The organism is Ancylobacter tetraedralis (genome assembly GCF_014195655.1).
GTDB lineage: Bacteria > Pseudomonadota > Alphaproteobacteria > Rhizobiales > Xanthobacteraceae > Ancylobacter > Ancylobacter tetraedralis.
Map to the genome: position 1 here is coordinate 217,457 of NZ_JACICD010000002.1, position 25,525 is coordinate 242,981.

The 25,525-nt window shown below is 69.4% G+C and carries 19 protein-coding genes; 6 read left to right on the forward strand and 13 right to left on the reverse strand.

Annotated elements, in window-relative coordinates:
• The first annotated feature begins 17 nt into the window (after nucleotides 1-17).
• The 4 genes from truB (at nucleotide 18) to mbfA (ending at nucleotide 5,143) form a co-directional block, all read left to right on the forward strand.
• Entirely contained in the window at nucleotides 18-1,016 is a 999-nt protein-coding gene (gene truB, locus FHS55_RS06320) for a tRNA pseudouridine(55) synthase TruB (protein WP_246339951.1), read from the forward strand.
• Between the two features lie 234 nt (nucleotides 1,017-1,250).
• Nucleotides 1,251-1,520, forward strand: coding sequence for a 30S ribosomal protein S15 (gene rpsO / locus FHS55_RS06325; RefSeq protein ID WP_183188857.1), 270 nt, complete (start codon nucleotides 1,251-1,253; stop codon nucleotides 1,518-1,520).
• 334 nt (nucleotides 1,521-1,854) lie between these two features.
• Entirely contained in the window at nucleotides 1,855-4,014 is a 2,160-nt protein-coding gene (pnp, locus tag FHS55_RS06330) for a polyribonucleotide nucleotidyltransferase (RefSeq protein WP_183188858.1), read from the forward strand.
• 172 nt (nucleotides 4,015-4,186) lie between these two features.
• Complete coding sequence (gene mbfA / locus FHS55_RS06335) at nucleotides 4,187-5,143, forward strand: iron exporter MbfA (protein WP_183188859.1); 957 nt, start codon at nucleotides 4,187-4,189, stop codon at nucleotides 5,141-5,143.
• A 6-nt stretch (nucleotides 5,144-5,149) separates the two neighbouring features.
• Here the strand turns inward: mbfA and FHS55_RS06340 are convergent, their stop codons facing one another.
• From FHS55_RS06340 to FHS55_RS06360, 5 genes are all read right to left on the reverse strand, one after another.
• The gene (locus tag FHS55_RS06340) at nucleotides 5,150-6,139 is read right to left on the reverse strand and encodes an asparaginase (RefSeq protein ID WP_183188860.1); all 990 of its coding nucleotides are present in this window, start codon (nucleotides 6,137-6,139) and stop codon (nucleotides 5,150-5,152) included.
• 87 nt (nucleotides 6,140-6,226) lie between these two features.
• Nucleotides 6,227-7,561 carry a glycolate oxidase subunit GlcF gene (gene glcF, locus FHS55_RS06345; RefSeq protein WP_183188861.1) on the reverse strand — a complete coding sequence of 445 codons (1,335 nt, stop codon included), beginning with the start codon at nucleotides 7,559-7,561 and terminating at the stop codon, nucleotides 6,227-6,229.
• Nucleotides 7,562-7,564: 3 nt separating this feature from the next.
• A complete protein-coding gene (locus FHS55_RS06350) occupies nucleotides 7,565-8,926 on the reverse strand; it encodes an FAD-binding protein (protein WP_183188862.1) in 1,362 nt (453 codons plus the stop codon).
• A 20-nt stretch (nucleotides 8,927-8,946) separates the two neighbouring features.
• Nucleotides 8,947-10,374 carry an 8-oxoguanine deaminase gene (locus FHS55_RS06355; RefSeq protein ID WP_183188863.1) on the reverse strand — a complete coding sequence of 476 codons (1,428 nt, stop codon included), beginning with the start codon at nucleotides 10,372-10,374 and terminating at the stop codon, nucleotides 8,947-8,949.
• 7 nt (nucleotides 10,375-10,381) lie between these two features.
• The gene (locus FHS55_RS06360; RefSeq protein WP_183188864.1) at nucleotides 10,382-11,878 is read right to left on the reverse strand and encodes an FAD-linked oxidase C-terminal domain-containing protein; all 1,497 of its coding nucleotides are present in this window, start codon (nucleotides 11,876-11,878) and stop codon (nucleotides 10,382-10,384) included.
• 265 nt (nucleotides 11,879-12,143) lie between these two features.
• On the opposite strand from FHS55_RS06360, the gene FHS55_RS06365 reads away from it, so the two are divergent.
• The gene (locus FHS55_RS06365; RefSeq protein ID WP_183188865.1) at nucleotides 12,144-12,542 is read left to right on the forward strand and encodes a hypothetical protein; all 399 of its coding nucleotides are present in this window, start codon (nucleotides 12,144-12,146) and stop codon (nucleotides 12,540-12,542) included.
• A 62-nt stretch (nucleotides 12,543-12,604) separates the two neighbouring features.
• Here the strand turns inward: FHS55_RS06365 and FHS55_RS06370 are convergent, their stop codons facing one another.
• Complete coding sequence (locus FHS55_RS06370; protein ID WP_183188866.1) at nucleotides 12,605-13,384, reverse strand: alpha/beta hydrolase family protein; 780 nt, start codon at nucleotides 13,382-13,384, stop codon at nucleotides 12,605-12,607.
• Nucleotides 13,385-13,894: 510 nt separating this feature from the next.
• Between FHS55_RS06370 and FHS55_RS06375 the strand changes: the two genes are divergently transcribed.
• Nucleotides 13,895-15,205, forward strand: coding sequence for a DUF3422 family protein (locus FHS55_RS06375; protein ID WP_183189243.1), 1,311 nt, complete (start codon nucleotides 13,895-13,897; stop codon nucleotides 15,203-15,205).
• Nucleotides 15,206-15,315: 110 nt separating this feature from the next.
• Here FHS55_RS06375 and FHS55_RS06380 read toward each other — a convergent pair whose 3' ends face one another.
• From FHS55_RS06380 to FHS55_RS06410, 7 genes are all read right to left on the reverse strand, one after another.
• Nucleotides 15,316-16,335: a hypothetical protein gene (locus tag FHS55_RS06380; protein ID WP_183188867.1), complete on the reverse strand. Its 1,020-nt coding sequence runs from the start codon at nucleotides 16,333-16,335 to the stop codon at nucleotides 15,316-15,318.
• A gap of 192 nt (nucleotides 16,336-16,527) precedes the next feature.
• A complete protein-coding gene (locus FHS55_RS06385) occupies nucleotides 16,528-17,829 on the reverse strand; it encodes a M16 family metallopeptidase (RefSeq protein WP_183188868.1) in 1,302 nt (433 codons plus the stop codon).
• Nucleotides 17,830-17,948: 119 nt separating this feature from the next.
• On the reverse strand, nucleotides 17,949-19,319 hold the full coding sequence (locus FHS55_RS06390; RefSeq protein WP_183188869.1) for a M16 family metallopeptidase: 1,371 nt from the start codon (nucleotides 19,317-19,319) through the stop codon (nucleotides 17,949-17,951).
• A 561-nt stretch (nucleotides 19,320-19,880) separates the two neighbouring features.
• Nucleotides 19,881-20,558 carry a hypothetical protein gene (locus tag FHS55_RS06395; protein ID WP_183188870.1) on the reverse strand — a complete coding sequence of 226 codons (678 nt, stop codon included), beginning with the start codon at nucleotides 20,556-20,558 and terminating at the stop codon, nucleotides 19,881-19,883.
• 138 nt (nucleotides 20,559-20,696) lie between these two features.
• Nucleotides 20,697-21,209 carry a signal peptidase II gene (gene lspA, locus FHS55_RS06400; protein ID WP_183188871.1) on the reverse strand — a complete coding sequence of 171 codons (513 nt, stop codon included), beginning with the start codon at nucleotides 21,207-21,209 and terminating at the stop codon, nucleotides 20,697-20,699.
• Between the two features lie 33 nt (nucleotides 21,210-21,242).
• Nucleotides 21,243-24,302, reverse strand: coding sequence for an isoleucine--tRNA ligase (gene ileS / locus FHS55_RS06405; protein WP_183188872.1), 3,060 nt, complete (start codon nucleotides 24,300-24,302; stop codon nucleotides 21,243-21,245).
• A gap of 265 nt (nucleotides 24,303-24,567) precedes the next feature.
• Nucleotides 24,568-25,518, reverse strand: a complete 951-nt coding sequence (locus FHS55_RS06410; protein ID WP_183188873.1) for a bifunctional riboflavin kinase/FAD synthetase — start codon at nucleotides 25,516-25,518, stop codon at nucleotides 24,568-24,570.
• Nucleotides 25,519-25,525 lie beyond the last annotated feature (7 nt).

The following is a 25,525-nucleotide window of genomic DNA, read 5'->3' on the forward strand; positions in this document are numbered from 1 at the left end:
CGATTGACGAGGCTCCGATGGATCCGGCGCCGCACGTCGACGCCGGCGACGAGACCGCTGCCGAGCGGGCGCCCGCCCCGCGCGCGGCGCCCGAGCGCAAGCGTCGCCCCAAGCGCGACCTCGACGGCTGGGTGCTGCTCGACAAGCCGGTCGGCATGACCTCCACCCAGGCGGTCGGCGCGGTGAAATGGCTGTTCCAGGCCAAGAAGGCGGGCCATGCCGGCACGCTCGATCCGCTCGCCTCCGGCTGCCTGCCCATCGCGCTGGGCGAAGCCACCAAGACGGTTCCCTTCGTGATGGAAGGCCGCAAGGTCTATCGCTTCACCGTCCGCTGGGGCGTGCAGACCGACACCGACGACAGCGAGGGCAAGGCGATCGCGACCGCCGACGAGCGTCCCTCGCGTGAGGCCATCCTGTCGATCCTCGACGAGTTCCGCGGCGAGATCGAGCAGGTGCCACCGCAGTTTTCGGCGCTGAAGATCAATGGCGAGCGCGCCTATGACCTCGCCCGCGAAGGCATCGAGGTGGAACTCGTCGCGCGCACCGTCATCGTCCACTCGCTCGACCTTGTGGAGATGCCGGACGCCGACCACGCGGTTTTCGAGACCGAGTGCGGCAAGGGCACCTATGTGCGCTCGCTGGCCCGCGACATGGGCCAGCGGCTGGGCACGCGCGGCCATATCTGCGCGCTGCGCCGCACCCGCGTGGGCACCTTCGCCGAGGAGGAACTCGTGCCGCTGGCGACGCTGCGCGAGATTTCCGAGGCGATGGACGATGCCGCGCCCATGCAGGCGCTGCGCCCGGTGTCGATCGGCCTCGATACGCTGCCCTCGCTGCGCGTCTCGCCGGCGGATGCCGCGCGGCTGGTTCATGGCCAGCCGATCATCCTGCGCGGCCGCGACGCGCCGATCCTCGAAGGGCCGGTGGCGATCACCGCCGGCGGGCGCCTCGTCGCCCTTGGCGAGGCCGAGGCCGGGGAGATCCACCCCAAGCGGATCTTCCATTCGGGCAAGTAGGCGGCCCCCGCGCCGGGCGCACGGCATAGTTGACGCTAGCCAGATTGGCGTTTTCGTGTATCTTGCGCCCGCGTTGCGGACCCTTGTCCGCGCGACCCGCAATCCTTCGACCGCGCTGGACGACATCCCGGCCCGGCCGAACTGCGGAACCGGCGAGCGAGAACGGCACGTGATCCCGGAGGGATCGGCCGCGGCGCTCGCCATCTCCACCGTCAGAACCGAAAGGACTCTCCGATGTCGATCACTGCCGAGCGCAAGCAGGCGCTCATCCAGGAATACGCCACCAAGCCGGGCGATACCGGTTCGGCCGAGGTGCAGGTCGCGATCCTCACCGAGCGCATCGCCAACCTCACCGGCCACTTCAAGGGCCACGCGAAGGACAATCATTCCCGTCGCGGCCTGCTCAAGATGGTCTCGGCCCGTCGCGGCCTCCTCGACTATCTCAAGAAGACCGAGGAAGCCCGCTACAAGTCCCTGATCGCGCGGCTGGGCATCCGCCGCTGACCCTCGATGCGAGGCTCGCACCCCGACGGTGCGGGCCTCGCGCGCATGGGTGCCCTGCCTGCCGACCGGAAGGCCGGACCGGCAGGCACGTGCCCATACGATGACGTGGAGCGTGTTCGCCGCGCAAATGGCCCCTCGGCCCTTGCGCAACAGGCTCCGGACGACGGCGCAGCGGATGGTCCGCGCGCGCCGATACCGCAAGAGCGGCGGGCATGGGGCTCGCCGCGACCGATGAGAAGCGGCGCGCCATGGCAGGATCGCCGGAGGCTCGGAGCACGACCCGAACCTCTCGCCGTCTTGCCCATGGCCCCGCTTCGGAAAGCCAGAGACAGACATGTTCGATATTCACCGCGAGGAACTCGACTGGGGCGGGCGCACGCTCGTTCTCGAGACCGGCCGCATGGCGCGCCAGGCTGACGGCGCCGTGCTCGCGACCTATGGCGACACCACCGTCCTCGCCACCGCCGTCTCCGCCAAGGCGCCCAAGCCCGGCCAGGACTTCTTCCCGCTGACCGTCAACTACCAGGAAAAGGCCTACGCGGCCGGCCGCATTCCCGGTGGCTATTTCAAGCGCGAAGGGCGCCCGAGCGAAAAGGAGACTCTGGTCTCCCGCCTCATCGACCGTCCGATCCGCCCGCTCTTCGCCGACGGCTACAAGAACGACACCCAGGTCGTCATCACCGTGCTGTCGCACGACCTTGAGAACGATCCCGACATCGTCGCGCTGGTCGCCTCCTCGGCCGCGCTCACCCTCTCCGGCGTGCCCTTCATGGGCCCGGTGGGCGGCGCCCGCGTCGGCTTCATCGACAATGAATACGTGCTCAACCCGACCAGCGACGAGCTGAAGGAATCGGCGCTCGACCTCGTGGTCGCCGGTACCGCCGACGCCGTGCTGATGGTCGAGTCCGAGGCCAAGGAACTGTCCGAGGACGTGATGCTCGGCGCGGTCATGTTTGGCCACCGCCACTTCCAGCCCGTGATCGAGGCCATCATCCGCCTCGCCGAGAAGGCCGCCAAGGAGCCGCGCGACTTCGTGGCTCCGGACCATTCGGCGCTCGAGGCCGAACTGCGTGGCCTGATCGAGCAGGACCTGCGCGCCGCCTACAAGATCGCCCGCAAGCAGGATCGCTACGACGCGGTCGGCGCGGCCAAGGCGAAGGCGAAGGCGCATTACGCTGCGCTGGCGGCCGAAGGCCAGCCGGTGCCGGATGGTCAGGTGCTCTCCGAGGTCCTCAAGGAGCTCGAAGCCAAGATCGTGCGCTGGACCATCCTCGACGATGGCGTGCGCATCGACGGCCGCGACACCAAGACGGTCCGCCCGATCGTCGCCGAAGCCAGCGTGCTGCCGCGCGCCCACGGCTCGGCGCTGTTCACCCGTGGCGAGACGCAGGCCCTGGTGGTCGCGACGCTCGGCACCGGCGAGGACGAGCAGTTCATCGACAGCCTGGAAGGCACCTACAAGGAGCGCTTCCTGTTGCACTACAACTTCCCCCCCTTCTCGGTCGGCGAGACCGGCCGCATGGGTTCGCCCGGCCGCCGCGAGATCGGCCACGGCAAGCTCGCCTGGCGCGCCATCCGCCCGATCCTGCCGCCCGCGCATGAGTTCCCCTACACGCTGCGCGCGGTGTCGGAGATCCTGGAGTCGAACGGCTCCTCCTCCATGGCGACCGTCTGCGGCACCTCGCTGGCGCTGATGGATGCCGGCGTGCCGCTGCGCCGTCCGGTGGCGGGCATTGCCATGGGCCTCATCCTCGAGGGTGAGAAGTTCGCCGTGCTGTCCGACATCCTCGGCGACGAGGATCACCTCGGCGACATGGACTTCAAGGTGGCCGGCACCGACAAGGGTGTCACCGCCCTGCAGATGGACATCAAGATCGCCGGCATCACCGAGGAGATCATGAAGGTCGCCCTCGCCCAGGCGAAGGATGGCCGCGCGCATATTCTCGGCGAGATGGCCAAGTCGCTGACCGGCGCCCGCGCCGAGCTGGGCGAACATGCCCCGCGCATCGAGGTGATCCAGATTCCGGTCGACAAGATCCGCGAAGTCATCGGCTCCGGCGGCAAGGTCATCCGTGAGATCGTCGAGAAGACCGGCGCCAAGATCAACATCGAGGATGACGGCACCGTGAAGGTGGCCTCGGCCTCGGGTGAATCGATCAAGGCGGCGCTCAACTGGATCAAGTCCATCGCCTCCGAGCCGGAGATCGGCCAGATCTATGACGGCACCGTCGTCAAGGTCGTCGATTTCGGCGCCTTCGTGAACTTCTTCGGCGCCAAGGACGGGCTCGTGCACGTCTCGCAGCTCGCCAAGGAGCGCGTGTCCAAGCCGTCCGACGTGGTCAAGGAAGGCGAGAAGGTCAAGGTCAAGCTGCTCGGCTTCGACGAGCGCGGCAAGACCCGCCTGTCCATGAAGGTCGTCGACCAGGCGACCGGCGAGGACCTCGAGGCGAAGGGCAGCAAGGACGCCGACAAGGAAGGCAACGCCGCCGAGTGATCGGCCGCGCACTCTCCTGATGCCATTATCGAGCGGGGCGCCTTCGGGGCGCCCCGTTTCGTTTTGGCGGTTCAGACCCCTGCGCCAAACGCATGGCGCTGCATCCTGACAGCCAATCGACAGGTTGCCGGCATGAGATTAGAGTAATTCTAATCTAATCCGGACGCTGCCGATGAAACGCTTTGCCGACCTGACAGAGGCCGAGATTCTCGCCCTCGCCATTTCCAACGAGGAGGAGGATGCGCGCATCTACCTCCAGTTCGCCGGCCGGCTGCGGGCCGACTATCCCGCCACCGCCGCAATGTTCGAGCGCATGGCGGAGGAGGAGCACGGCCATCGGCATTCGCTGCATGAACTGTACAAGGCGAAGTTCGGCGGCGAGCTGCCCTATATCACCCGGCAGGACGTGAAGGGCTTCCTCAAGCGCAACCCGATCTGGCTGCTCGAGACGCTGCGCATCGACAGCGTGCGCCAGCAGGCCGAGATGATGGAATACGAGGCGCAGCAATTCTACATCAAGGCCGCCGCCCGCGCCCGCGATGCCGATACGCGCCAGCTGCTCGCCGACCTTGCCGAGGCGGAGAGCCAGCATGAGCGACTGGCGCAGGATCTCGGCGGGCAGATCGAGACCAGCGGCGCGCGCGAGAGCGAGGACGAGGCCGCTCATCGCATCTTCGTGCTGCAGATCGTCCAGCCGGGCCTTGCCGGGCTGATCGACGGGTCGATTTCCACGCTGGCGCCGATCTTCGCCGCCGCCTTCGCCACGCAGGATAGCTGGGCGGCCTTCCTCGTCGGCCTCGCCGCCTCCATCGGTGCGGGCATCTCCATGGGCCTCACCGAGGCGCTGTCGGACGATGGTGCGATCACCGGCCGGGGCAGTCCGTGGCCGCGTGGCATCGCCTGCGGCGTCATGACGACGCTGGGCGGGCTGGGCCATACGCTGCCCTATCTCATTCCCGATTTCTGGACCGCCACCGCGGTGGCCGGCGTGGTCGTGGCCTTCGAACTCGCCGCCATCGCCTGGGTGCGCACCCGCTACATGGAGACGCCGTTCACCTCGGCCATCGTGCAAGTGGTGCTCGGCGGCATCCTGGTGCTCATCACCGGCATCCTCATCGGCTCGTCCTGAGCGCGCTCAGCCATAGGCCGCCAGCGCCGCGCGGATCGCCGCGCGGTCCCACCCGGCCTTGAGCGCGAGGGCAAGCAGCACGCGCGCCTTCGGCCCGGAGAGCAGCCCGGCCGGCAGGGCGCCACGGCCGATGAGGTCGATCTCCGAGCCGGCATAGCCATAGGTGCGCTCGAAGACCGGGCCGGCCAGAGTCCGGCTCGCCAGCGCGACCGGCAGGGTGAGAGCGACCTCGCCGACCAGATCGGCGAGCGGTGCCGGCACGTGACCCGCGCCCATCCCCTCGATGACCACGCCCGCATAGCCGAGCTCGGGAACCGCCCGCAGCAGCCGCCCGTCATCGCCCATCGCCATCTTGATGAGCGCGACGGGGGGCATGTCGCCGGGCACGAGGTGCAAGGCCGGCAGGTCGACCGGCGCGGGCCGGGCGAAGAAGCGCGGCCGCCCCTCCGCCACCAGCCCGAGCGGGCCGCCATTGTCGGAGACAAAGGCGGAGGTCAGCGCCGTATGTGCCTTGCGCACGAAGCGGGCGGCGTGGATCGTGTCGTTCAGCACCGCCAGCGCGCCCAGCCCGCGGGCGGCGGGAGCGGCGGCGACAAGGGCGGCGGCGAGCAGGTTGCCCGGCCCGTCCGCCCCGGCCTGCTGGGGCCCGCGCATGGCGCCGACCACCACGACAGGGCGCTCGCCGGGCACCAGCAGGTCGAGCGCGAAGGCGGTCTCCTCGATCGTGTCGGTGCCCTGGATGACGATGGCGCCGTCAAATCCGGCGCCAAAGCCCATGCGGATCTCTGCGGCCACGGTGACGACATGGTCCAGCGTGAGCGAGGGGCTGGGCAGGCGCAGCGGCGAGCGCGCCTCGATCTCCGCCACCTCCCCCAGCCCCGGCACGGCGGCCACGAGTTCGGCCGCCCCGAGCGTCGGGGCGATGCCGCCCGCGGCCGAGGCGGTCATGGTGATGGTGCCTCCGAGCGAGAGCACGAGAAGGCGCGGGCGTGTCATCGGGGCCCCCAGGCGAAGCGACGCGAGGCGCGATCATAGCCCGCCCGCGCCGTGCCGGACAGGCGGGCGTCTTGGGATGCGGGCGTCTCACGCGGCGGCGGGCAGGGAGGGCAGGCCCGCCGGCAGCGGCCCGCCGGTCGCCCAGTCGAGCAGCTCGACCGTATGCACCACCGGGATCGCCGTCCCGCCGCCGATCTGCGTCATGCAGCCAATATTGCCGGCGGCGATGATCTGCGGGTCCGTGCGCTCGATATTGGCGACCTTGCGCGCGCGCAGGCGCCCGGCGATCTCCGGCTGCAATATGTTGTAGGTGCCGGCCGAGCCGCAGCACAGGTGCCCCTCGGCGGGCTCCAGCACAGTGAAGCCGACCGACGACAGCAGCGTCTTCGGCGCGGTGCGCACGCGCTGGCCGTGCTGCAGCGAGCAGGCCGAATGATAGGCGACGCGGATGCCGGCGGCGATGACCGGCACCGGCAGCTCGCGCTCGGCAAGAAACTCGCTCACATCCTTCGCCAGCGCCGAGACCCTGGCGGCGCGCGCGGCATAGGCCGGCTCACCGCGCAGCATGTGGCCGTAATCCTTGATGGTGGTGCCGCAGCCGGAGGTGGTGACGAGGATGGCGTCCAGCCCTCCGCGTTCCTGGCCCTCGCCCTCGATCTCGCGCGACCAGGCGTCGACATTGGCGCGCGCATTGGCCAGCGCCAGTTCCTCCTTGCCCATGTGGTGGGTGAGCGAGCCGCAGCAGCCTCCGCCCACCGGGCGCACGATCTCCACGCCCATGCGGGTGAGCAGGCGAATCGCCGCGTCGTCGATATCCGGGCGCAGCACCGGCTGGGCGCAGCCGTCGAGCAGCGCGACGCGCGCGCGGCGCGGTCCCTTCGCCGCAAACCGCCGCTCGCCCTCGTTTGCCGAGCGGGTGGCCGGCCGCGCGGGCGCCAGCTTCAGCATGGCGGCGATGGGGCGCAGCGCCGGCACGCCCTCGAACAGCGGGGCGAAGGGCCGGGCCAGCATCGCCCCGCCGATCGCCAGGCGGAACAGCGCGCGGCTGGGCAGCACGCGCGCCAGCAGGGCCCGGGTGAACTTGTCGATCAGGGGGCGGTCATAGGTCTTCTCGACATGGTCGCGGGCATGGTCGATCAGGTGCATGTAGTGCACGCCCGAGGGGCACGTGGTCATGCAGGACAGGCAGGACAGGCAGCGGTCGACATGGCGCGCGACCTCGACGGTGGCCGGCCGATCATTTTCCAGCATGTCCTTGATGAGGTAGATGCGCCCGCGCGGGGAATCCAGCTCGTCGCCCAGCAGCACATAGGTCGGGCAGGTGGCGGTGCAGAAGCCGCAATGCACGCAGGCACGCAGCACCTGTTCGGACCTCGCCATCTGCGGATCGGCGAGCTGGGCGAGGGAGAAGTTGGTCTGCATCGCTCACATCCCCGCATACATGCGGCCGGGGCTCAGCACCCCCGCCGGGTCGAAGCCGCTCTTCATCCGCTTCACCAGCGCGCCCGTCACAGCGTCCAGCGGCTGGAACACCTCCTGCGCCGCGCGTACCGGGGCGCCAGCGCGGATCAGCGTGGCGTGCCCGCCGCCGGTGGCGCTCACCGCCGGACGGATGAGCGGCGCGTGCGGCTCGATGCCGGGCATCTCGATCCAGACCAGCCCGCCGGACCAGTCATAGAAGCAGCGCCCGCCGACCGCGCGGACCGCGGCCCCGATCCGCGCACCCGCCATGGGCGCGACCGAAACGCGCCAGATGGCGGCAACCTCCCCCTCCCCCCCGGGGAGAGGGACGGGTGAGGGGGATGCCGCGATTGCCTCGCCCGCCGCGCTGCCCGCGCCGACCTCTCCCGCACGGAGAGATACAAGAGGAGAGACAAGAGGGGCGGCGAACGGTTCCACATCGCGCAGCGCCCGCCAGAAGGCGCGCGAGGCGTCGGCATCGAGAAAGGCGAGCTCGCCGCGCGCGCGCAGCAGTGCCTCCAGCTTGCCGCGCCGGTGCAGGATGGAGGGCTGCACGCCTTCCAGCCGCAGCGCCGTCACCGAACGTCCCGCGCCCGCCACGGCGGGGAGGCGGGAGACGACATCCGCCGGCAGATGGGCGGCGCCGGACACGTCGTAATAGGAGCCCACCGCCGCGCTCATGGCGCTGGCGGCGGCGTCATCGTCGAGGCCGAGGATCAGCAGCGTCTCCACTGTCTCGGGTCGCGGCAGCACCTTGATGGTGATTTCGGTGAAGGCGGCGAAGGTGCCGTGCGAGCCGGCGAGGCCGCGCGGCAGGTCGTAACCCGTGACATTCTTCACCACCCGCCCGCCGGCCTTGAACGCCTCGCCCCGGCCGGAAACGGCGCGGATGCCGAGCGCATGGTCGCGCGCGGCGCCCGCGCTCGGGCGTCGCGGGCCGGCGAGGTTGCAGGCGAGCAGCCCGCCCAGCGTGCCTTCGCCCGGGGGCTGGCCGAGCAGCGGGCCGAAATCCATCGGCTCGAACGCCATCATCTGGTTGGCACCGGCGACTAGCGCCTCGATCTCGGCGACGGGGGTGCCGGCCCGCGCGCTCAGCACGAGTTCTTCCGGCTCATAGAGCGTGACGCCGGTCAGCGCGGCGAGCTCCAGCGTAAAGTCGGTCTGGATGGCGCGGCCCAGCGCCGCCTTGGAGCGGCGGCCGGCCACGTCCAGCGTGCGGCCCTCGCTCGCGGCCCAGCGCACGGTCTCGGCGACGTCGGCCTCGTCGCGCGGGCACAGGCGATCGCCCGATATGGCGGCACTAGCGGCACGCGTGGCAGCACTCATGGCAGCACTCATGGCAGGGATCACTCCGACAGCGCGGCCAGCCGCGCGGCATGCTGGTTGTGCTCGGCGACGACGGCGGCCAAGTCGATGGTGACGACCTCGCCATGGGCGACGATCGGGCGGCCATGCACGACGGTGAAGGCCGCGCGGCCGGGCGTGCAGAACAGTGCCGCCGCCACCGGGTCCGAGAGGCCGCCGGCAAAGGCGACGTCGTCGAGCCGGAGCGCGAAGAAATCGGCGCATTTGCCCACTTCCAGCGCGCCGATATCGCTGCGCCCGAGCACCGCTGCCCCGCCCAGCGTGGCCAGTTCCAGTGCCTCGCGGGCGGTCATCCACTCGGCATCGCGCGCGGGGTCGGAGGTGGACAGCGTGGTGTCCGGGCCTTCGGGCGGGCGCAGGGAGATCTGCAGCCGCGCGAGCAGCAGGGCCTGGCGCGCCTCGCCCAGCATGTTGTTGCCGTCATTGGAGGCCGAGCCGTCGACGCCGAGCCCGACCTTCACGCCGGCGCGTCGATATGCCTTCACCGGCGCGATGCCGGAGGCGAGCCGCATGTTGGAGGATGGGCAATGGCACACGCCCACCCCCGCGCTGGCAAAGCAGCCGATCTCATGCGCGTTCACATGCACCGCGTGAGCGAACCAGACATCGTCGCCGAGCCAGCCCAGTTCCTCCATATAGGCGACCGGCCGCTTGCCGAAGCGCGCCAGCGTGAAGCGCTCCTCGTCGATGGTCTCGGCGAGGTGGGTGTGCAGGCGCACCCCCTTCGCCCGTGCCAGCGCCGCGCTGTCGCGCATCAGCTCCGGCGTCACCGAGAAGGGCGAGCAGGGGGCGAGGGCGATCTGCAGCAACGAGCCGGGCGCGGCGTCGTGATAGCGGGCGATGACGCGCTCGGAATCAGCGAGGATGTCGTCTTCCCGCTCCACGCAATCATCGGGCGGCAGGCCGCCGCGGGACTGGCCGAGCGACATGGAGCCGCGCGAGACCATGAAGCGCAGGCCGATTTCGCGCGCCGCCGCGATCTGATCGTCGACCGTGCAGCCATTGCGGAACACATAGGCGTGGTCGAAGCAGGTGGTGCAGCCGGTCAGCGCCAGCTCGGCGAGGCCGGCCAGCGTCGCGGTGCGCGAGGCCTCCGGCGTGCGCGCGGCCCAGCGGCGATAATGCGCGGTGAGCCAGCGGAACAGGTTGACGTTCTGGGCGACCGGCAGGTTGCGCGTCAGCGTCTGGTCGAGGTGATGATGGCAATTGACCAGCCCCGGCAGCACCACATGGCCGTCAAGGTCGAGAATGCGATCGGCCGTGGTGGGCAGGGTTTCGCTCGGCCCCACGGCTTCGATGATCCCGTTGCGGGCGAACAGCCCACCCCCCGCGATCTCGCGGCGCGCGCCGTCCATGGTGACGAGTACCGTGGCATTCCGGACGAGGAGTGTGCGGTCGGGCGGGTTCATGAGGGGCTCAGAATCGGGGAATGTCGGGGAAGGGCAGCTGGCCGGCGCTCACATGCATGCGCCCGAGCTCGGCGCAGCGGTGCAGCACCGGGAACACCTTGCCGGGGTTGAGCAGCGCCTCGGGGTCGAAGGCGCATTTCAGCCGCTGCTGATGGGCGAGGTCGACCTCGTTGAACATGGAGGGCATGAGGTCGCGCTTCTCGACGCCGACGCCGTGCTCGCCCGTCAGCACGCCGCCGACCTCGACGCAGAGCAGCAGGATATCGGCCCCGAAGGCCTCCGCCTTGTCGAGTTCGCCGGGTTTGTTGGCGTCGTAGCAGATGAGCGGATGAAGATTGCCGTCGCCGGCATGGAAGACATTGCCGCAGCGCAGCCCGTATTTGACCGACATCGCCTCCATGCGGCTCAGCACCAGCGGCAGCGCCTTGCGCGGAATGGTGCCGTCCATGCAGAGATAATCCGGCGAGATGCGCCCCACCGCCGGGAAGGCCGCCTTGCGCCCGGCCCAGAAGGCGACGCGCTCGGCCTCGCTGGTGGAGGCGCGCAAGGTCATGCAGCCGAGCCCGTTGCCGATCTCGGCGACGCGCTCGATGAGGTGATTCACCTCCGCCTCCGGCCCGTCCAGCTCGACGATCAGCAACGCCTCGACATCGAGCGGGTAGCCGGCTCCCAGAAAGGCCTCGGCCGCGTGCACCATCATGCGGTCCATCATCTCCATGCCGCCGGGGATGATACCGGCGGCGATGATGGCGGCGACGCAGGCGCCCGCCGCCTCGGAGGAGGGGAAGCCGAGCAGCACGGCGCGCGCCGTCTCCGGCTTCTTCAGAATGCGCACGGTGACCTCGGTGACGACGCCGAGCAGCCCTTCCGAGCCCACGATGAGGCCGAGCAGGTCGAGCCCGCCGGAATCGAGATGCTTGCCCCCGAGGCGGATGATCTCGCCCGTGATCAGCACCATCTCGACGCCGAGGACGTTATTGGTGGTGAGGCCGTATTTCAGGCAGTGCACGCCGCCGGAATTCTCCCCCACATTGCCGCCAATGGTGCAGGCGATCTGCGAGGAGGGGTCGGGTGCGTAATAGAAGCCGTGATCGGCCACCGCGGTGGTGATGCCCAGATTGGTCACGCCCGGCTGGGCGATCACGGTGCGGTTCTCGAAATCGATGTCGAGAATCCGGTTGAACTTGCCCATGCCGAGCAGGATGCCGTCCGCCAGCGGCAGCGCGCCGCCCGATAGCGAGGTGCCCGCCCCGCGCGGCACCACGGGTATGGCGTTGGCATTGGCATAGGCCAGCACCTGCGACACCTGCTGCGTGGTGGAGGGCAGCACGACCACCAGCGGCAACTGGCGATAGGCGGTGACGCCGTCGCTCTCGAAAGGGCGCATCTCGGTCTCGGTATCGATCACCCCCTCGCCGGGGACGATCTCGCGCAGCGCCGCGACGATCTCCGACCGGCGGGCCAGCACGTCGGCTTTTGGCGCCGGCATGACGAGACCGGACATGGCGTTTCTCCTCGTTCCCGGCTGGCGCTCTTGGCGGCGCGCATCTGGCTTTCGAGCCATTCTAGGGAAAAGCGCGCACGCTTCCTATGGTAAAAAAACTGGACCACGCAAGAATGTACGCCCGTCCGCGGCCCGTTCCCGCGGCGCGCGGGAACCAACGGGCTTGCGGCGCATCAAGGAAGAGGGTCGGCCCGCACGCTACAAGCCTATCGTTGCGGGCGGGCCCGCTGCCGGCTCGTTCCGACCGGAGACAAGGGAGACAGCCATGAACGCCGTCGCGGCCACCGCGCTCCAGCGCATCCGCCTCCATCTCGCCCGCTCGAAGGAGTTTCCCGAGGGCAGCGCCCGCCACGGCTACGAGTTCGTCGCGCCGCTCGACGCGCGCGGGCATATCGATCTGGAGGGTTGGAAGGCCGCGCGCGCGGCCTGCCTCGTCACCCGCTTCTGGGGCAACGACGCGCCGGAGAGCGGCCATCTCGTGCACCGCGCCGGCGGTGCGCGGGGCGCGACGTGGATCTTCGATTATGAGGAGGGCACCAGCGAGGATGACGAGGCCGGCTACCGCTTCGCCGATCATGCGTTCGCGCCGGGGGAATATGTCTCGCTGCGCGAGGAAGACGGCGCGCTGCACACATTCGTGGTGTTTTCGGTAGTGCCGGCCTGAGGGCGCTTGCCTGAAAGTGCCCGCCTGAAAGTGCCTGCCGCCCCGTCGTCGACCGGCGCGCCTCAGTTCGGCGCGCGCATCACGGCGGGACTGACGGCGCCGGCGGAGGGAGCGGCGGCGGTTTCCGTCGCCGACGGCGCAAGCGTGGCGGAGGCGGTGGGCGCGACATTCCCGGCCGGAGCGCCGGGGCTGGCGACCGGTGCCGCCGGCGGGGCGATCGGCCGGGGCCGGCGCGGCGCGCGGCGCGCGGGCTGCTCGATCAGCGCGATCACGTGCTGGTGCAGGTCCGACGCCTTCTCCATGTTGAAATGCGTCAGGCCCTTGCCCGCGAGATCGACATTCTCGACCCGCGGGCCGGCCACGCGCTTTCCGGCGCCGCCGGTCTGGTAATAGTTCAGCACCCGGGTGATGCGCCCGTCGGAGGTGACATTCGAGACGGGATCGAAGGTGACGACCAGCGGCACCGGCACGCCGGCACCGGCGACCTTGTTGCCCATGTAGATCGCCGCGTCGGCCCCGAGCGAATGGCCGATGATGATCACCGGGGTCGCGCGGCGCTTGCCCTTGGTCGCGTCCTCGATGGCCATGGTGCTCAGCGTCTGCCAGTCGGTATAGGGGTGCACGCTCGCCTTGATGCCGCGCGCCTTGAGCTTGGTGGCGAGATCATCCATGCCGAACGAGAAGATGTTGGCGAGGCCGCGCAGCAGGTAGACGCGCACCTCCGGCGCCTTGCCCGCGTTGGGCGTGCGCGCCTGGGCGAAGGCGGAGCCCGGAAAAGCGGCGGCGAGGGCCAGGGTCAGGACGGCGACGAAACTGAAGAACCAAGCCCGCGCAGGCGTCATGTCACGATTCCCGAAATATCGCTCAACTTCATGCATCTGCCATGATCGGCAAGGCAAACCGTATTTTGATTCGCTCCAGCATCACGACCGGGCTGATGCGAATCGGCAACAGAGTGTGACCGGTCCTGCTGCGGCAGGTCGGCGCGGCGGGCTTGCCAGTGCCCCGCCACCATGCAACCGACTGGGTCCGCTGCGGGTTCCCGCCCGGCCGGACGGGGGCGGCGGTGATTTGGTAGCATGGTCGAAATGGGTAAATTTTCCCGTTTCGCCGGGTGGGTTTGCACGCGCGGGCGATCGCGAAGGCTGTCGCCGGGACGGGATGGCGCCGGGCATTTTCGAGCGAGGTGAGAACCGGCTCGTGTGAAGAAATGCGTGAAGCCGATCGTGGAGCCTGTTCGGTGAACCCGGGTTCACGATCAGGCTCCACTGCGCCGGCAGTGTTTGCGCGGGCACGCCTTGAAGCAGGGAGCACATGCCGTGACGACGACTATCCTCGCGAAAGCCGAGCCCATGCTGCCGCGCGCGGGAGCCTTCTACGATCATCCGCTGCGCGCGACCGTGCTGGCCGAACTGCACGCGCGCCCCTTCGTGCCGGTGGCGACGCCCGCCCGCATCCTGCATGCCGCCTTCCTGGTGGATCGCAGTCAGGCCGGCGCCGACCGTGCCGCCTTTGCCGCACTGTGCACCGCGCGCGGCCAGCCGGCGCCGGCGCGCGAGGCCAAGCAGCATCGCGTGTCCTTCGGCGGCGCCGTGGTGCGCTGGGAGCGCCACGCCGAATTCACCACCTATACCTGGGAACTGCCGGCGCAGGATCTGGTGGATGGCGGGCTTCCCTTCCACCCCTCCTCCGGCAGCCTTGCCGAGATGCTGGCGCAGGTGCCCCAGCCCGGCCCGCTGCTGGTCGCGGTCGACGTGCATCTCGTCACCGACACCGCGGATGCGCTGGCGCTCGACCGGCTGTTCGACCGCGCCAGCCTCGCGCGCTCGGATGTGGAGGATGGCTTCGCGGAGATCGCCACCGACTTCCAGCCGGACCCGTCCGGCTTCGTGCGCATCCTCGTGCGCGATCGCGGCATGACGGCGGATGCGGCCGGCGCGCTGGTGCAGCGTCTGCTGGAGATCGAGACCTACCGCACCCTCGCGTTGCTCGGCCTGCCGGAGGCGCAGCGTCTCGCGCCCACCGTCGCCAGCAGCGAGCAGCAGCTCAGCGCGCTGACCAGCGAAATGCGCGAGAGCGAGGGACTGGCCGCCAATAACAAGCTGCTCGGCGCGCTCACCTCGCTCGCCGCCGCGCTCGAGGCGGATGCCGCCGCCTCGCTGTTCCGCTTCGGCGCGACGCGGGCCTATGAGGAAATCGTCTCGGCCCGGCTGCGGGCGATCGGCGAGCGGCCGATTTCAGGCTACCCGACCTGGCAGCAATTCCTGCTGCGCCGTCTGCAGCCGGCCATGCGCACCTGCCAGGCGATCGAGCAGCGGCAGGCCAATCTCTCGGTCAAGCTCACCAGCGCCGCCAACCTCCTGCGCACGCGCGTCGATGTCGAGCTCGAGCAGCAGAACCGCGATCTCCTGCAAAGCATGAACAAGCGTGCCCGCCAGCAGTTGCGGCTGCAGCAGACGGTCGAGGGTCTCTCCGTCGCCGCCATTTCCTATTACGTGGTCAGCCTGATCCATTATCTCTTGGAAGGCATCCACGCCCGCGCGGAGGCGGCTGGCCTGCATTACGACGTCGGCACCGCCACCGCGATGTCGGTGCCGCTCGTCGCGCTGCTGATCTGGCTGGTGGTGCGGCGCATCCGCCGCGGCCATGTCGAGGAAGGCTGAGCCCGGCGACGACGGAGCGGACGAGGCCCGATCCGGGAGCACGGTACGGCGGGCGGCGGCCTGAGGCGTCGCCGGCGTGGCGAAGGGCGCCTCGACTGCCGCGTGGCCGTCTATTGCGAGAAGGTGTTGGTCGCCGGGGCGGGCGCGCCGATCCACTGATTCTGCCCGTTGCCCGACGCCGCCTGCGGCGTCGCCGGCGCGGCCGGGGTTGCGGTGGCCGGGGCCGCCGTCACGGGCGCGGCCGGCGCTTCGATCGGGGCCTGCTGTACCACGGGCGTGGAGGGCGCCGACGGGGCCGTGGTGGGCCGCGATGTCTGGGCGGGCGCAGTCTGGACGGGGGCGCTCTGCGCCGGCTTCGGCCGCGAGGTGCGCGGCCGGGCGGCCGGCTTGTCCGCAGCCGTGGCGCCCTGCGCATCGAAGCCGACATAGACGACATACTTGTCCAGCGTCGCCGCGTCGGGGCGCGGGAAGGTCACGTCGTCCGCCACGAGGCCGAAATCGACCTGCAGCACGTTGGGACCGATTTCGACCGGCACCGAATAGAGCTTGGTCCAGATCGACTTCGGCTCGGGCCCTTCCTGCAGCAAAGCGAGGCGGATCGGCACGTTGATCTTGCCCGGGCCACCCTTGGCGCCCAGCAGCACGCGGCCCTGGATGCCGATGCGCATGGTCATGTCCGGCGAGGTGTAGCGGCATTCGCGGGCGAACTGGCCGAGCGTCGCCTGGTAGCGCACGCCGGGCGGCTCCTCGCCCCGGGCCGGCTCCGTCACCTGCCAGGAGCCCGCCCCGCCCCGGACCTGCACCAGCGGGCAGGAATAATCGGGATTGTCCGTCGTCTTGGGCGTGGGCGACACCGAGCCGCGGATGACCGGGTCGTCAGGCGAGAGATTGGTCGAGGTGGTGGTACCGGACGACGCCACGGTCGTGGTCTGCATCTGCGACCCGAAAAGGCCCTGGCCATCCGTGCCGCCGGCGCCCATCGGGCCGACATTGCCGTTGCCGCCGCCCGTGCCGGCACCGGCGCAGCCCGCCAGCAGCCATGCCAGCCCTGTCGCGGCCAGTGCCGCACGAAGGCGAATGGCCGCGCCACGGGGGCCGTGACCGGTGACGCCCGAAGTTCCGTTCCGCATTTGAGCTCGACGCATACAGCTACTCCCGCCCAGGACCGACAAGACCGTCAGCTTACCGGCGCGTCGCCACGCCGGACCCCGTTTCCATTCGAGATATCCAGACCGGGGGCTCTTATAGCAGGCGATCCCGCGCGGGGGGAACATCCTGCGGCGTCGCCGCATGATTCGTTACCCGGCGTCAACACGGGGAAATCAACCGCCGTTCGGCACGACCCCGACCGGTTTGCCGACCAGACTGAACAACAGCTCCGGATTTGCCTTGAGGCGCGCGGCGACGCGCTTCACGTCGTCAAGCGTCACGGCGGCGACCAGCTGGTTGCGCACGTCGATGTAATCGATGCCGAGATTGTCGATCTGGATCTGCAGAAGCTGCGAGGCAACCTTGGCGGAACTATCGAAACGCAGCGCGAAGGAGCCGATGAGGTAGCTCTTGGCGTCGTCCAGCTCCGCCTCGCTCGGCCCGTCGGTCAACAGCTTGAGATATTCGGCGCGGATGAGGTCGATGGCCTCGCCCGCCCGTTCGTTCTTGGTCGCCGTCCCGCCGAGAATCAGCGCGGCGTGGTCGAGCGGGGCGAGATGGCTGTAGACCGAATAGGCGAGGCCGCGCTTCTCGCGCACTTCCTTGAACAGGCGCGAGGAGAAAGCCGAGCCGCCCAGCATGTGGTTGAGCACGAAGGCGGGAATGAAATCCGGGTCGTTGCGCTTGAGACCGATGCCGCCGAACACCACCGAGGTCTGCGGCACGTCGAGCGTCTTGACCTCCACCGTGCCGAGGCCCTGCGGCACCACGTCGGGCACCGGAGTCAGCTCGGCCTTGGCCGGCAGCGCGCCGAATATCGAGTCCAGTGCCGGTGCCAGCGTTTCCGCCGTGATGTCGCCGACCACGGCGATCTTGAGATTGTCCTTCGCCAGCGTGCGCTTGGCGAAGGCGGCGAGATCCTCGCGGGTGATGGTGGGAACGCTCTCCAGCGTGCCCGCCACCGGGCGACCATAGGGATGGTTGGGGAAGGCCCTCGCCGACCAGCCGAGGCTGGCCAGCGTGGAAGGATCGTTCGCCCGGCGGCGCAGGCTCGCCAGCTGGCCCTGGCGGATACGCTCCACCGCCTCCTCGTCGAAACGCGGCGCATTGACCGCGAGACGGGTCAGCTCGAAGGCGGGTGCGACATTTTCCGAGAGGGTCCGCAGTGAGCCGCCGATCGAATCGCGCGAGGCATCGAAGCGCAGCTCGATCGCCTTCTCCGCCAGCTTGTCCTGGAAGCTGCGCGAATCGAGGTCGCCCGCGCCCTCGTCGAGCAGCGAGCTCATGAGGCTCGCCGTGCCCGGCTTGTCCGCCGGATCCTGTGCCGCGCCGGAGACGAAGGCGAACTCCATCGCCACCAGCGGCAGGGTCTTGTCGTGCACCAGCCACGCCTCGATGCCGCCGGGGCTCACCACGCGTTGGATGCGCGTGGTGTCGGACTGGGCGGAGGCGGCGGGCGCGAGAGCGATGTTCATGATGAAAAAGGCCGTGGCGAAAAGGACGGGAGCGGAAAGGATGACGCCAAGCCCCGAGCGGAGCCGGGCGCGCGCGGACGGTTGGGCACCGGCGCGGGCGGAACCGCGTGGCGCGCGGCTCACGAACGCTTCTCCGGCGCCCCGGGCGCGGCGGCGGGCTCGGACGAGGCGGAGGCCGCCGCGGCGGGCAGGAGTTCGCTGGTTACGGCGCGGGCCGGCACCAGATAGCGGCGGGCAACGTCGCGCAACTGGTCGGCCGTGACCGCCTTGACCATGTCCGGCCAGACCTTCACGTCCTCGACAGTGGATCCGGTGGTGAGCGCGGCACCGTAGATGCGCGCCAGCGTCGCCTGGTTGTCCTGCGCGTAGATGGCATCGGCGACCAGCCGGGTCTTGGCGCGCTCCAGTTCGTCCGCCGCCGGGCCGTCCTTGGCCAGCGCGGCGATGGCCTCGTCGAGCGCGGCCTCCAGTGCCTCGGTCGTCACCTCCGGCCGGGGCGAGGCCGAGATGCCGAAGCGCGTGGCGTCCAGAGCGGTGGACTGGTACCAGGCGCCGGCGCTTGCCGCCAAGCCCTTCTCGACCACGAGGTCGCGGTAGAGCCGGCCGGTCGAGCCGCCGCCCAGCACCTGCGCCAGCACGTCCAGCGCGACGCTGTCCTCCTTCGCCTGCCGATAGGACGGCACGAGATAGGCGCGGGACAGGTTCGGCTGGCCGACGCGCGCATCGGCGAGGATGAGCCGGCGCGCGGCGCGCGGCGTGGGCTCGCTCGGGCGCACCCGCTCGGCGGTCTCGGCGCGGCGCTCGACCTTGCCATAGGTCTCTTCGGCGAGCGTCTTCACCTCGTCCGGCTCGACATCGCCGGCCACCACGAGGATCGCGTTGTTCGGGGTGTAGAAGCGGCGGTAGAAGGCCAGCGCATCCTCGCGGTTGAGCTGCTTGATCTCCTCCTCCCAGCCGATGATCGGATGGCCGTAAGGATGGTTCACATACATCGCGGCCTGCGCGGCTTCCGAAAGCTGGGAGGCCGGATCGTTGTCGGTGCGCATGCGACGCTCTTCCAGCACCACGTCGCGCTCGGGCAGCACGACCTCGTCGGTCAGCACCAGCCCGGTCATGCGGTCCGCCTCGAAGGCCATCACCGTGCCGAGGCTCGGCTTGGCGACGCGCTGGAAATAGGCGGTGTAATCCTGCGAGGTGAAGGCGTTCTCCTGCCCGCCGAGCTTGCCGACCACCTGCGAGAACTCGCCCGCCGGGTGCTTGTCGGTCCCCTTGAACATGAGATGCTCGAGGAAATGGGCGATGCCCGACTTGCCCGGCTGTTCGTCGGCCGAGCCGACCCGGTACCACACCATATGGGTGACGACCGGCGCGCGGTGATCGGGCACGACGACGACCTGCATGCCGTTGTCGAGGGTGAATTCGGCGACGTCCGCCGCCTCGGCGGCCTTCGTCGAGGCGAGGGAGGCGGCGATGAGCATCACGGCGGACATCAGCTTTCCAGTCGACAGGGTTCGAGGCGCCATTCCGGTTACAATATCCGTATTGGGTCCCTGATATAGGGACATGTCGGCGCAGGCGCCATGAGAGGGCGCATCGAGGGGCGGCATTTCCCGGCGCGGCGTCCTGAAGAACGGCGCCGTGAGAAGGGGGCGCCAGCGGGATCGGCGCGGTTCGGCATGGGCACGCGGGCAAGGCCGCCCGCTTTTTGTCGTCGTGTTGGGCTTCCCGTCATCTCCCGGGCCGGACGCGCCAGACGGACGGACCCGATGACGGACAACGGCGCATCTCCGGTGCAACGCACCGAGGGCACAACCGCGCGGCGGAGTGTGCCACAGTTCGAGCGATGAAAACGGCCGGCCAGATCAATCCCGTGTGAGTCGCCCCCGGTATCGAAGGCATGTCCCGGAAGGCATGGCCCGGGCGCGGCGTGTGGCCGGAAGTTTGTGCGATGCCGACGAGCGCGCGAACGGCCAGCCCGCGGCGCCGCCCTACGGCATGGGGCCGGCGCGGGCGGATCCGCCCCCCCGGTCGAGAGGGGCCGTCGGAGCCCGTCAGTTGCGGGTATTGTTCTTCTGCGAGCGGTCGAACCAGTCCGGCAACTGCCAGACGCTCTCCTCGGGACGCTCGGCGACCGTGCCATAGGCGGCGCTCGATGCCGGCGTCTGATAGCCGACCGGCGGGTCGGTCAGCGTCTGACGCTCCGGCTCGCCCGCGAAGGCGATCGGCTTCTCTTCCTTCTTGCTGCCCCAGCCGAGGAATCCGAGGCCGCCGGTCGGCTTCAGCCAGTCCTGCCGCTGGGCATTGTTCTCGGCCACGAGGCCCGGCTTGGTGGTGATGTTGTTGGCGTTCGGATTGGTGCCGGTGGCGATCTGGGCCGGCGTGAGGGCGCGGGTCGCGTCACGGTCGTTGAAGCTCGTCGGCTTGCTGGCGACCTTCTGCGCATCGGCGCGCTTCTTGACGTCGTCGTCCTTCGGCCAGTTCGGGTTCTGGGTGATGGCGTCGGCCGCGCGCGGGGGCGGCAGCGTCTCGCCCGTGGGCGGCACCACCAGCGGCGCGCGCTCGCGATAATCGATATCCGGCGGCGGCGCGGCGACGAGGCCGAGATTGGTCAGCAGCTGCTCGGTGAAATTGTCTTCCTGGGCGAAGGCAGGGCTCCCGTTGACCAGAACAGCCACGCAGAAGGCGCCGGAAAGCAGGGCGGCGCGCATCGTCAGAGGTTGTCTCGACATTCGGTCATCTCCTGCTTCTGCCGCGAAAGACCCGCTCGTCGGGCGTCGCGCGGGCACGGGCATGTAGAACACGGGGCCTATCGGGCACGGGCTCGCCCGCCTCCCATGACGCGCGTCCCGAAGCGTCAACTCTTCATGTCAGGACGGCAATTTTGCGGCGCCGCCCAGGAAAGAGTCATACAGAAGCAGTCCGACACCGGCAACAATCGCGACGTCGGAGAGATTGAACACGTACCAGTAGAAGCCGAAGGCGTGCAGCGAGACAAAGTCGAACACCGCGCCATAGGCGAGGCGGTCGATGGCGTTGCCGAGCGCGCCGCCGATCAGGAGGCCGAGTGCGGCCGCCTCGATCCGGCGGTCGACCCGGGCGAGCCAGAACCAGAACAAAACCGCCGCCGCCAGCTTGAGCCCGCCCAGCAGCCACCAGCCATCCGCGCCCTGCGAGAACAGGCCGTAGCTGATGCCGGTATTCCAGGCCCGCACGAAATCGAGGAAGGGCAGGATCCGCACGATCCCCGCGTCGCCGAAATCGACGCCGTGCAGCACGGCGAGCTTGGACGCCTGGTCGATCACCAGCGCGGCGAGCGCAAAGCCGCCGCCATAGAGCGAGAGCGGCCCGGTCAGACGTAGCCCGGCGAGGCGCGGCTTCATGCGGAGAACCTCACGGGGCGCAATAGGACAGCGTCATTCCGCCGCTCGCCGCGCATTGGCGAGTTCGCGCAGCGCCAACGCGTCGCGCGGCGTCACGTCGGGGAAGTCCGGGTCGCTGCCGACCAGCGGCGAGATCTTCCACGAGCGGGCGCATTTCTCGCCCACCGCCTTGGCCGGCACCACCGCGACGCCCGGCACGTCCGGAAGGCGGAACGCCTCCTTCGGCCCGGCATCGGGCATCAGATGCGCGTCGGAGGTGATGCACACCTCCGCCAGATCCACCGCGCTCACCGCCGCGAACAGGCTCTCGTCGCTGACATGGATGATGGGCGCGGCCTCCAGGCTGGAGCCGATGCGCTTGGCGGCGCGCTCCACTTCCAGCGCGCCGAGCACCACGCGGCGCACGAGGCGGATCTTGCGCCACTCGTCGGTCAGCGTCTCGTCGCGCCACTTGGCCGGCGTCTCGGGGAAGAGCTGGAGATGCACCGAATCCGTCTCGGAGGGGAAACGGGCGAGCCAGGTTTCCTCGGCCGTGAAGGGCAGGATCGGCGCCAGCCACAGAACGAGGCGGTTGAACACCTCGTCCAGCACGGTCAGGCACGCCCGGCGCGTCACCGAGGAGATCGGGTCGCAATAGAGCGCATCCTTGCGCACGTCGAAATAGAAGGCCGACAGCTCGGTCGTCATGAAGGACGACAGCGCCGCATGCACGCGCTTGAAGTCGAACGCGGCATAGGACGCGCGCACCTGCCGGTCGAGCTCGTGCACCCGGTGCAGAACCATGCGCTCCAGCGCCGGCATGTCGGCATAGGCGACGCGCTCGGCCTCGCGGTAATGGTGCAGCGAGCCCAAGAGCCAGCGCAGCGTGTTGCGCAGCTTGCGATAGGTCTCGACCGTGGTCTTGAGGATTTCCGGCCCGATGCGCAGATCGTCGGAATAGTCGGAGGCGCAGACCCACAGGCGCAATATGTCGGCGCCGGAGGACTTGATCACCTCCTGCGGGGCGACGACGTTGCCGACCGATTTCGACATCTTGCGGCCCTGCTCGTCGAGCACGAAGCCATGCGTCAGCACCACGTCATAGGGCGGGCGCGCCCGCGTGCCGCAGCTCTCCAAGAGCGAGGAGTGGAACCAGCCGCGATGCTGGTCCGAGCCTTCCAGATACATCACCCGGTCCGGCCCGCCCTGGAACGCGCGGTTCACCTTCAGGTCTTCGCGCACTTCCAGCGTGAAGGCGTGGGTGGAGCCCGAATCGAACCACACGTCGAGAATGTCGTCGACCTTGTGCCATTCGTTCGAGCTGTGGTCGTGCCCAAGGAAGCGCTGGGCGGCGCCGTCCTTGTACCAGGCGTCCGCGCCCTCGGTGGCGAAGGCGTCCGCGATGCGCTGGTTGACGGCGTCGTCGCGCAGGATCTCGACCGTGCCGTCGCCCTTGTCCTTCACGAACACGGCGATCGGCACGCCCCAGGCGCGCTGGCGCGACACCACCCAGTCCGGGCGGTTCTCGATCATGCCGGTGATGCGGTTCTGGCCCGAAGCCGGCACCCAGTCGACGCGTGCGATACCGCCGAGCGCGCGGGCGCGGAGCGTGTCGCCGGAGGTGGAGGAGCCATCGCTCGCCGCGATGTCCTTGTCCATCGCGATGAACCATTGCGGCGTGTTGCGGAAGATGATCGGCGCCTTGGAGCGCCACGAATGCGGGTACTGGTGCTTCAGCCGGCCGCGCGCCAGCAGCCGGTCGGCGGCGAGCAGCGTCTTGATGACGAGGTCGTTGGCGTCGCCATCCCGGCCCTTGTCGTCCATCACCCGATGGCCGGCGAACAGCGGCACATGCTCGTAATAGCGCCCGTCCGGGCCGACCGTGTGCGGGACATCGCCGAGCTTCTCGGCGACGTAGAGATTGAAGTCGTCGGCGCCATGGCCCGGGGCTATGTGCACGAAGCCGGTACCGGCGTCGTCGGTGACATAGTCGCCGGCGACCACGGGAACGGGGAAATCGAAATAGCCGTCCGTGCCCTCGACGCCCTTCAGCGGATGGGCGCAGACGAGATGGGTCGGGTCGACCTCCTTGTGGCGCTCATAGCCGGTGACACGCGCGGCCTTGAACACCTCGTCCGCCAGCTTGTCGGCGACGATGAAATGCTCTCCCACCTTCGCCCAATTGTCGGCGGGAGCCTCCGTCACCTCGTAGACGGCGTAGGTCACGTCCTTGGAGAAGGCGATGGCCCGGTTGCCCGGAATGGTCCAGGGCGTGGTCGTCCAGATGACGATGGACGCGCCCTCATAGGAGGGGAACAGGTGGATGTCGTCGGCTTCGCTGGCCGGCTTCAGTCCCTTGGGCAGGCCGCCGGCGGTGGCCGCGCTCTCGCGATAGCCGGTCACGGGGAACTTCACGAAGATCGTGGTCGACTGGTGGTCGTGATACTCGACCTCGGCTTCGGCCAGAGCGGTGCGCTCGACCACCGACCACATCACCGGCTTGGAGCCGCGATAGAGCAGGCCGTTGCTGGCGAACTTGATGATCTCGCGGGCGATCTGCGCCTCGGCGTCGAAGCTCATCGTGGCATAGGGGTGCGACCAGTCGCCCTCGACGCCGAGCCGCTTGAACTCCTCGCGCTGGATGTCGAGCCAGCTGGCGGCAAAGGCCCGGCATTCCTGGCGGAATTCGACGACCGGCACCTCGTCCTTGTTCTTGCCCCTCGCGCGGTACTGCTCCTCGATCTTCCACTCGATCGGCAGGCCGTGGCAGTCCCAGCCCGGCACATAGTTGGAATCGTGGCCAAGCGCGCCTTGAGAGCGCACCACCACGTCCTTCAGGATCTTGTTCAGCGCGTGGCCGATATGGATGTTGCCATTGGCATAGGGCGGGCCGTCATGCAGCACGAAGCGCGGGCGGCCCTCGCCGGCCTTGCGCTGCTGGGCGTAGAGGTCGATGCGCTGCCAGCGGGCCAGCAGTTCCGGCTCGCGCTGGGGCAGGCCCGCGCGCATGGGGAAATCGGTCTGCGGCAGGAACAGGGTCGACGAATAATCGCGCGCCTTCGCCTCCTCGGCAGGCTCGTTCGCGGATCGACCATCGCTGTTGCGGCTCGTCATGACGGACTCCTTCACTCGCCGCACGGTTTAAGCGCAGCGGCAAGGCGGTGCAAGGGCGGGGATGGTGGGGGCGTAAGGGCGATGGGCCAAAGAGTTTATATGGCCGAAGAGTCTCTCCTGGCTCCCGGATCGGCGCTGCACGTTGTCCAGCTTGTCCGGGAAACAGCAGCCTCGTTTCCCGGACAAGGTGCGCGAAGCGCAACGCCGATCCGGGACCCAGCGCGGGACTCGTCGGCTGGCGCGAGATTGTTCGGCTGACCCCTCTCTAACCCAGCGCCGCCTTCGCCCGCGCGCTGTCGATGTCCATCTGCGCGATCAGCGCATCAATGCTGTCGAATTTCAGCTCGGGGCGCAGATAGGCGTGGAAGGCGATGGGCAGCACGCGGCCGTAGAGGTTGCCTGAATAGTCGAAGATGAACGTCTCCAGCCGCGGCGCGCCGTCGTCGAAGGTGGGGCGCCGGCCGAAGCTGGCCACGCCCTTGTGGCGCACGCCGTCGATCTCCACCGTCACCGCATAGATGCCGTGGGCGAGGCGGATCGCCGGATCGAGCCGCATATTGGCGGTGGGATAGCCGAGCTCGCGCCCGCGCTTGTCGCCATGGATCACCTCGGCCTCGACCTCCCACGGGCTGCCGAGCATGTCGGCGGCCTGTTCGACCCGGCCCTGCGCCAGCGCCGCGCGGATGGCGCTGGAGGAAATCTGCGCCCCCTCGTCCAGCAGCGGCGCGACGATCTCGACCGGGAAGCCGTGGCGATGGCCGGCTTCGCGCAGGAAGCTCGGCGAGCCGCCGCGCCCCTTGCCGAAGTGGAAATCATAGCCGGCGACCACCATGGAGACGCCGAGCCGGCCGAGCAGGATCTCGCTCACGAAGGTCTCGGCGTCGAGGCCGGCGAGCGCGGCGTCGAAGGTCAGCACCACGGCGCCGTCGAGCCCGGTCTGCGCCAGGCGCTTGAGCTTCAGCGGCGGCGGGGTGAGGCGGAACATCGGCTCGTCCGGCCGGAAGAAGGCGCGCGGATGCGGCTCGAAGGTCAGCGCCAGCGCCGGCCGCCCGAAGGAGCGGGCCTGGTCGATCGCCGTGCCGATGACGGCGCGATGGCCGCGATGCACGCCATCGAAATTGCCGATGGCGACGACCGGCCGGGCCAGGGCAGCGGGCAGGCCCGTTGCATCGTGAAAGATGGCGAAGTCATGCGGGCGGGCGGCAGCGTGGGTCATGTCCGGA

Coding starts and splice junctions, on each gene's coding strand:
- truB (WP_246339951.1), top strand. CDS start 18: ATGGATCCGGCGCCGCACGTCGACGCCGGCGACGAGACCGCTGCCGAG.
- rpsO (WP_183188857.1), top strand. CDS start 1,251: ATGTCGATCACTGCCGAGCGCAAGCAGGCGCTCATCCAGGAATACGCC.
- pnp (WP_183188858.1), top strand. CDS start 1,855: ATGTTCGATATTCACCGCGAGGAACTCGACTGGGGCGGGCGCACGCTC.
- mbfA (WP_183188859.1), top strand. CDS start 4,187: ATGAAACGCTTTGCCGACCTGACAGAGGCCGAGATTCTCGCCCTCGCC.
- FHS55_RS06340 (WP_183188860.1), bottom strand. CDS start 6,139: ATGACACGCCCGCGCCTTCTCGTGCTCTCGCTCGGAGGCACCATCACC.
- glcF (WP_183188861.1), bottom strand. CDS start 7,561: ATGCAGACCAACTTCTCCCTCGCCCAGCTCGCCGATCCGCAGATGGCG.
- FHS55_RS06350 (WP_183188862.1), bottom strand. CDS start 8,926: ATGAGTGCTGCCACGCGTGCCGCTAGTGCCGCCATATCGGGCGATCGC.
- FHS55_RS06355 (WP_183188863.1), bottom strand. CDS start 10,374: ATGAACCCGCCCGACCGCACACTCCTCGTCCGGAATGCCACGGTACTC.
- FHS55_RS06360 (WP_183188864.1), bottom strand. CDS start 11,878: ATGTCCGGTCTCGTCATGCCGGCGCCAAAAGCCGACGTGCTGGCCCGC.
- FHS55_RS06365 (WP_183188865.1), top strand. CDS start 12,144: ATGAACGCCGTCGCGGCCACCGCGCTCCAGCGCATCCGCCTCCATCTC.
- FHS55_RS06370 (WP_183188866.1), bottom strand. CDS start 13,384: ATGACGCCTGCGCGGGCTTGGTTCTTCAGTTTCGTCGCCGTCCTGACC.
- FHS55_RS06375 (WP_183189243.1), top strand. CDS start 13,895: ATGCTGCCGCGCGCGGGAGCCTTCTACGATCATCCGCTGCGCGCGACC.
- FHS55_RS06380 (WP_183188867.1), bottom strand. CDS start 16,335: ATGCGGAACGGAACTTCGGGCGTCACCGGTCACGGCCCCCGTGGCGCG.
- FHS55_RS06385 (WP_183188868.1), bottom strand. CDS start 17,829: ATGAACATCGCTCTCGCGCCCGCCGCCTCCGCCCAGTCCGACACCACG.
- FHS55_RS06390 (WP_183188869.1), bottom strand. CDS start 19,319: ATGTCCGCCGTGATGCTCATCGCCGCCTCCCTCGCCTCGACGAAGGCC.
- FHS55_RS06395 (WP_183188870.1), bottom strand. CDS start 20,558: ATGTCGAGACAACCTCTGACGATGCGCGCCGCCCTGCTTTCCGGCGCC.
- lspA (WP_183188871.1), bottom strand. CDS start 21,209: ATGAAGCCGCGCCTCGCCGGGCTACGTCTGACCGGGCCGCTCTCGCTC.
- ileS (WP_183188872.1), bottom strand. CDS start 24,302: ATGACGAGCCGCAACAGCGATGGTCGATCCGCGAACGAGCCTGCCGAG.
- FHS55_RS06410 (WP_183188873.1), bottom strand. CDS start 25,518: ATGACCCACGCTGCCGCCCGCCCGCATGACTTCGCCATCTTTCACGAT.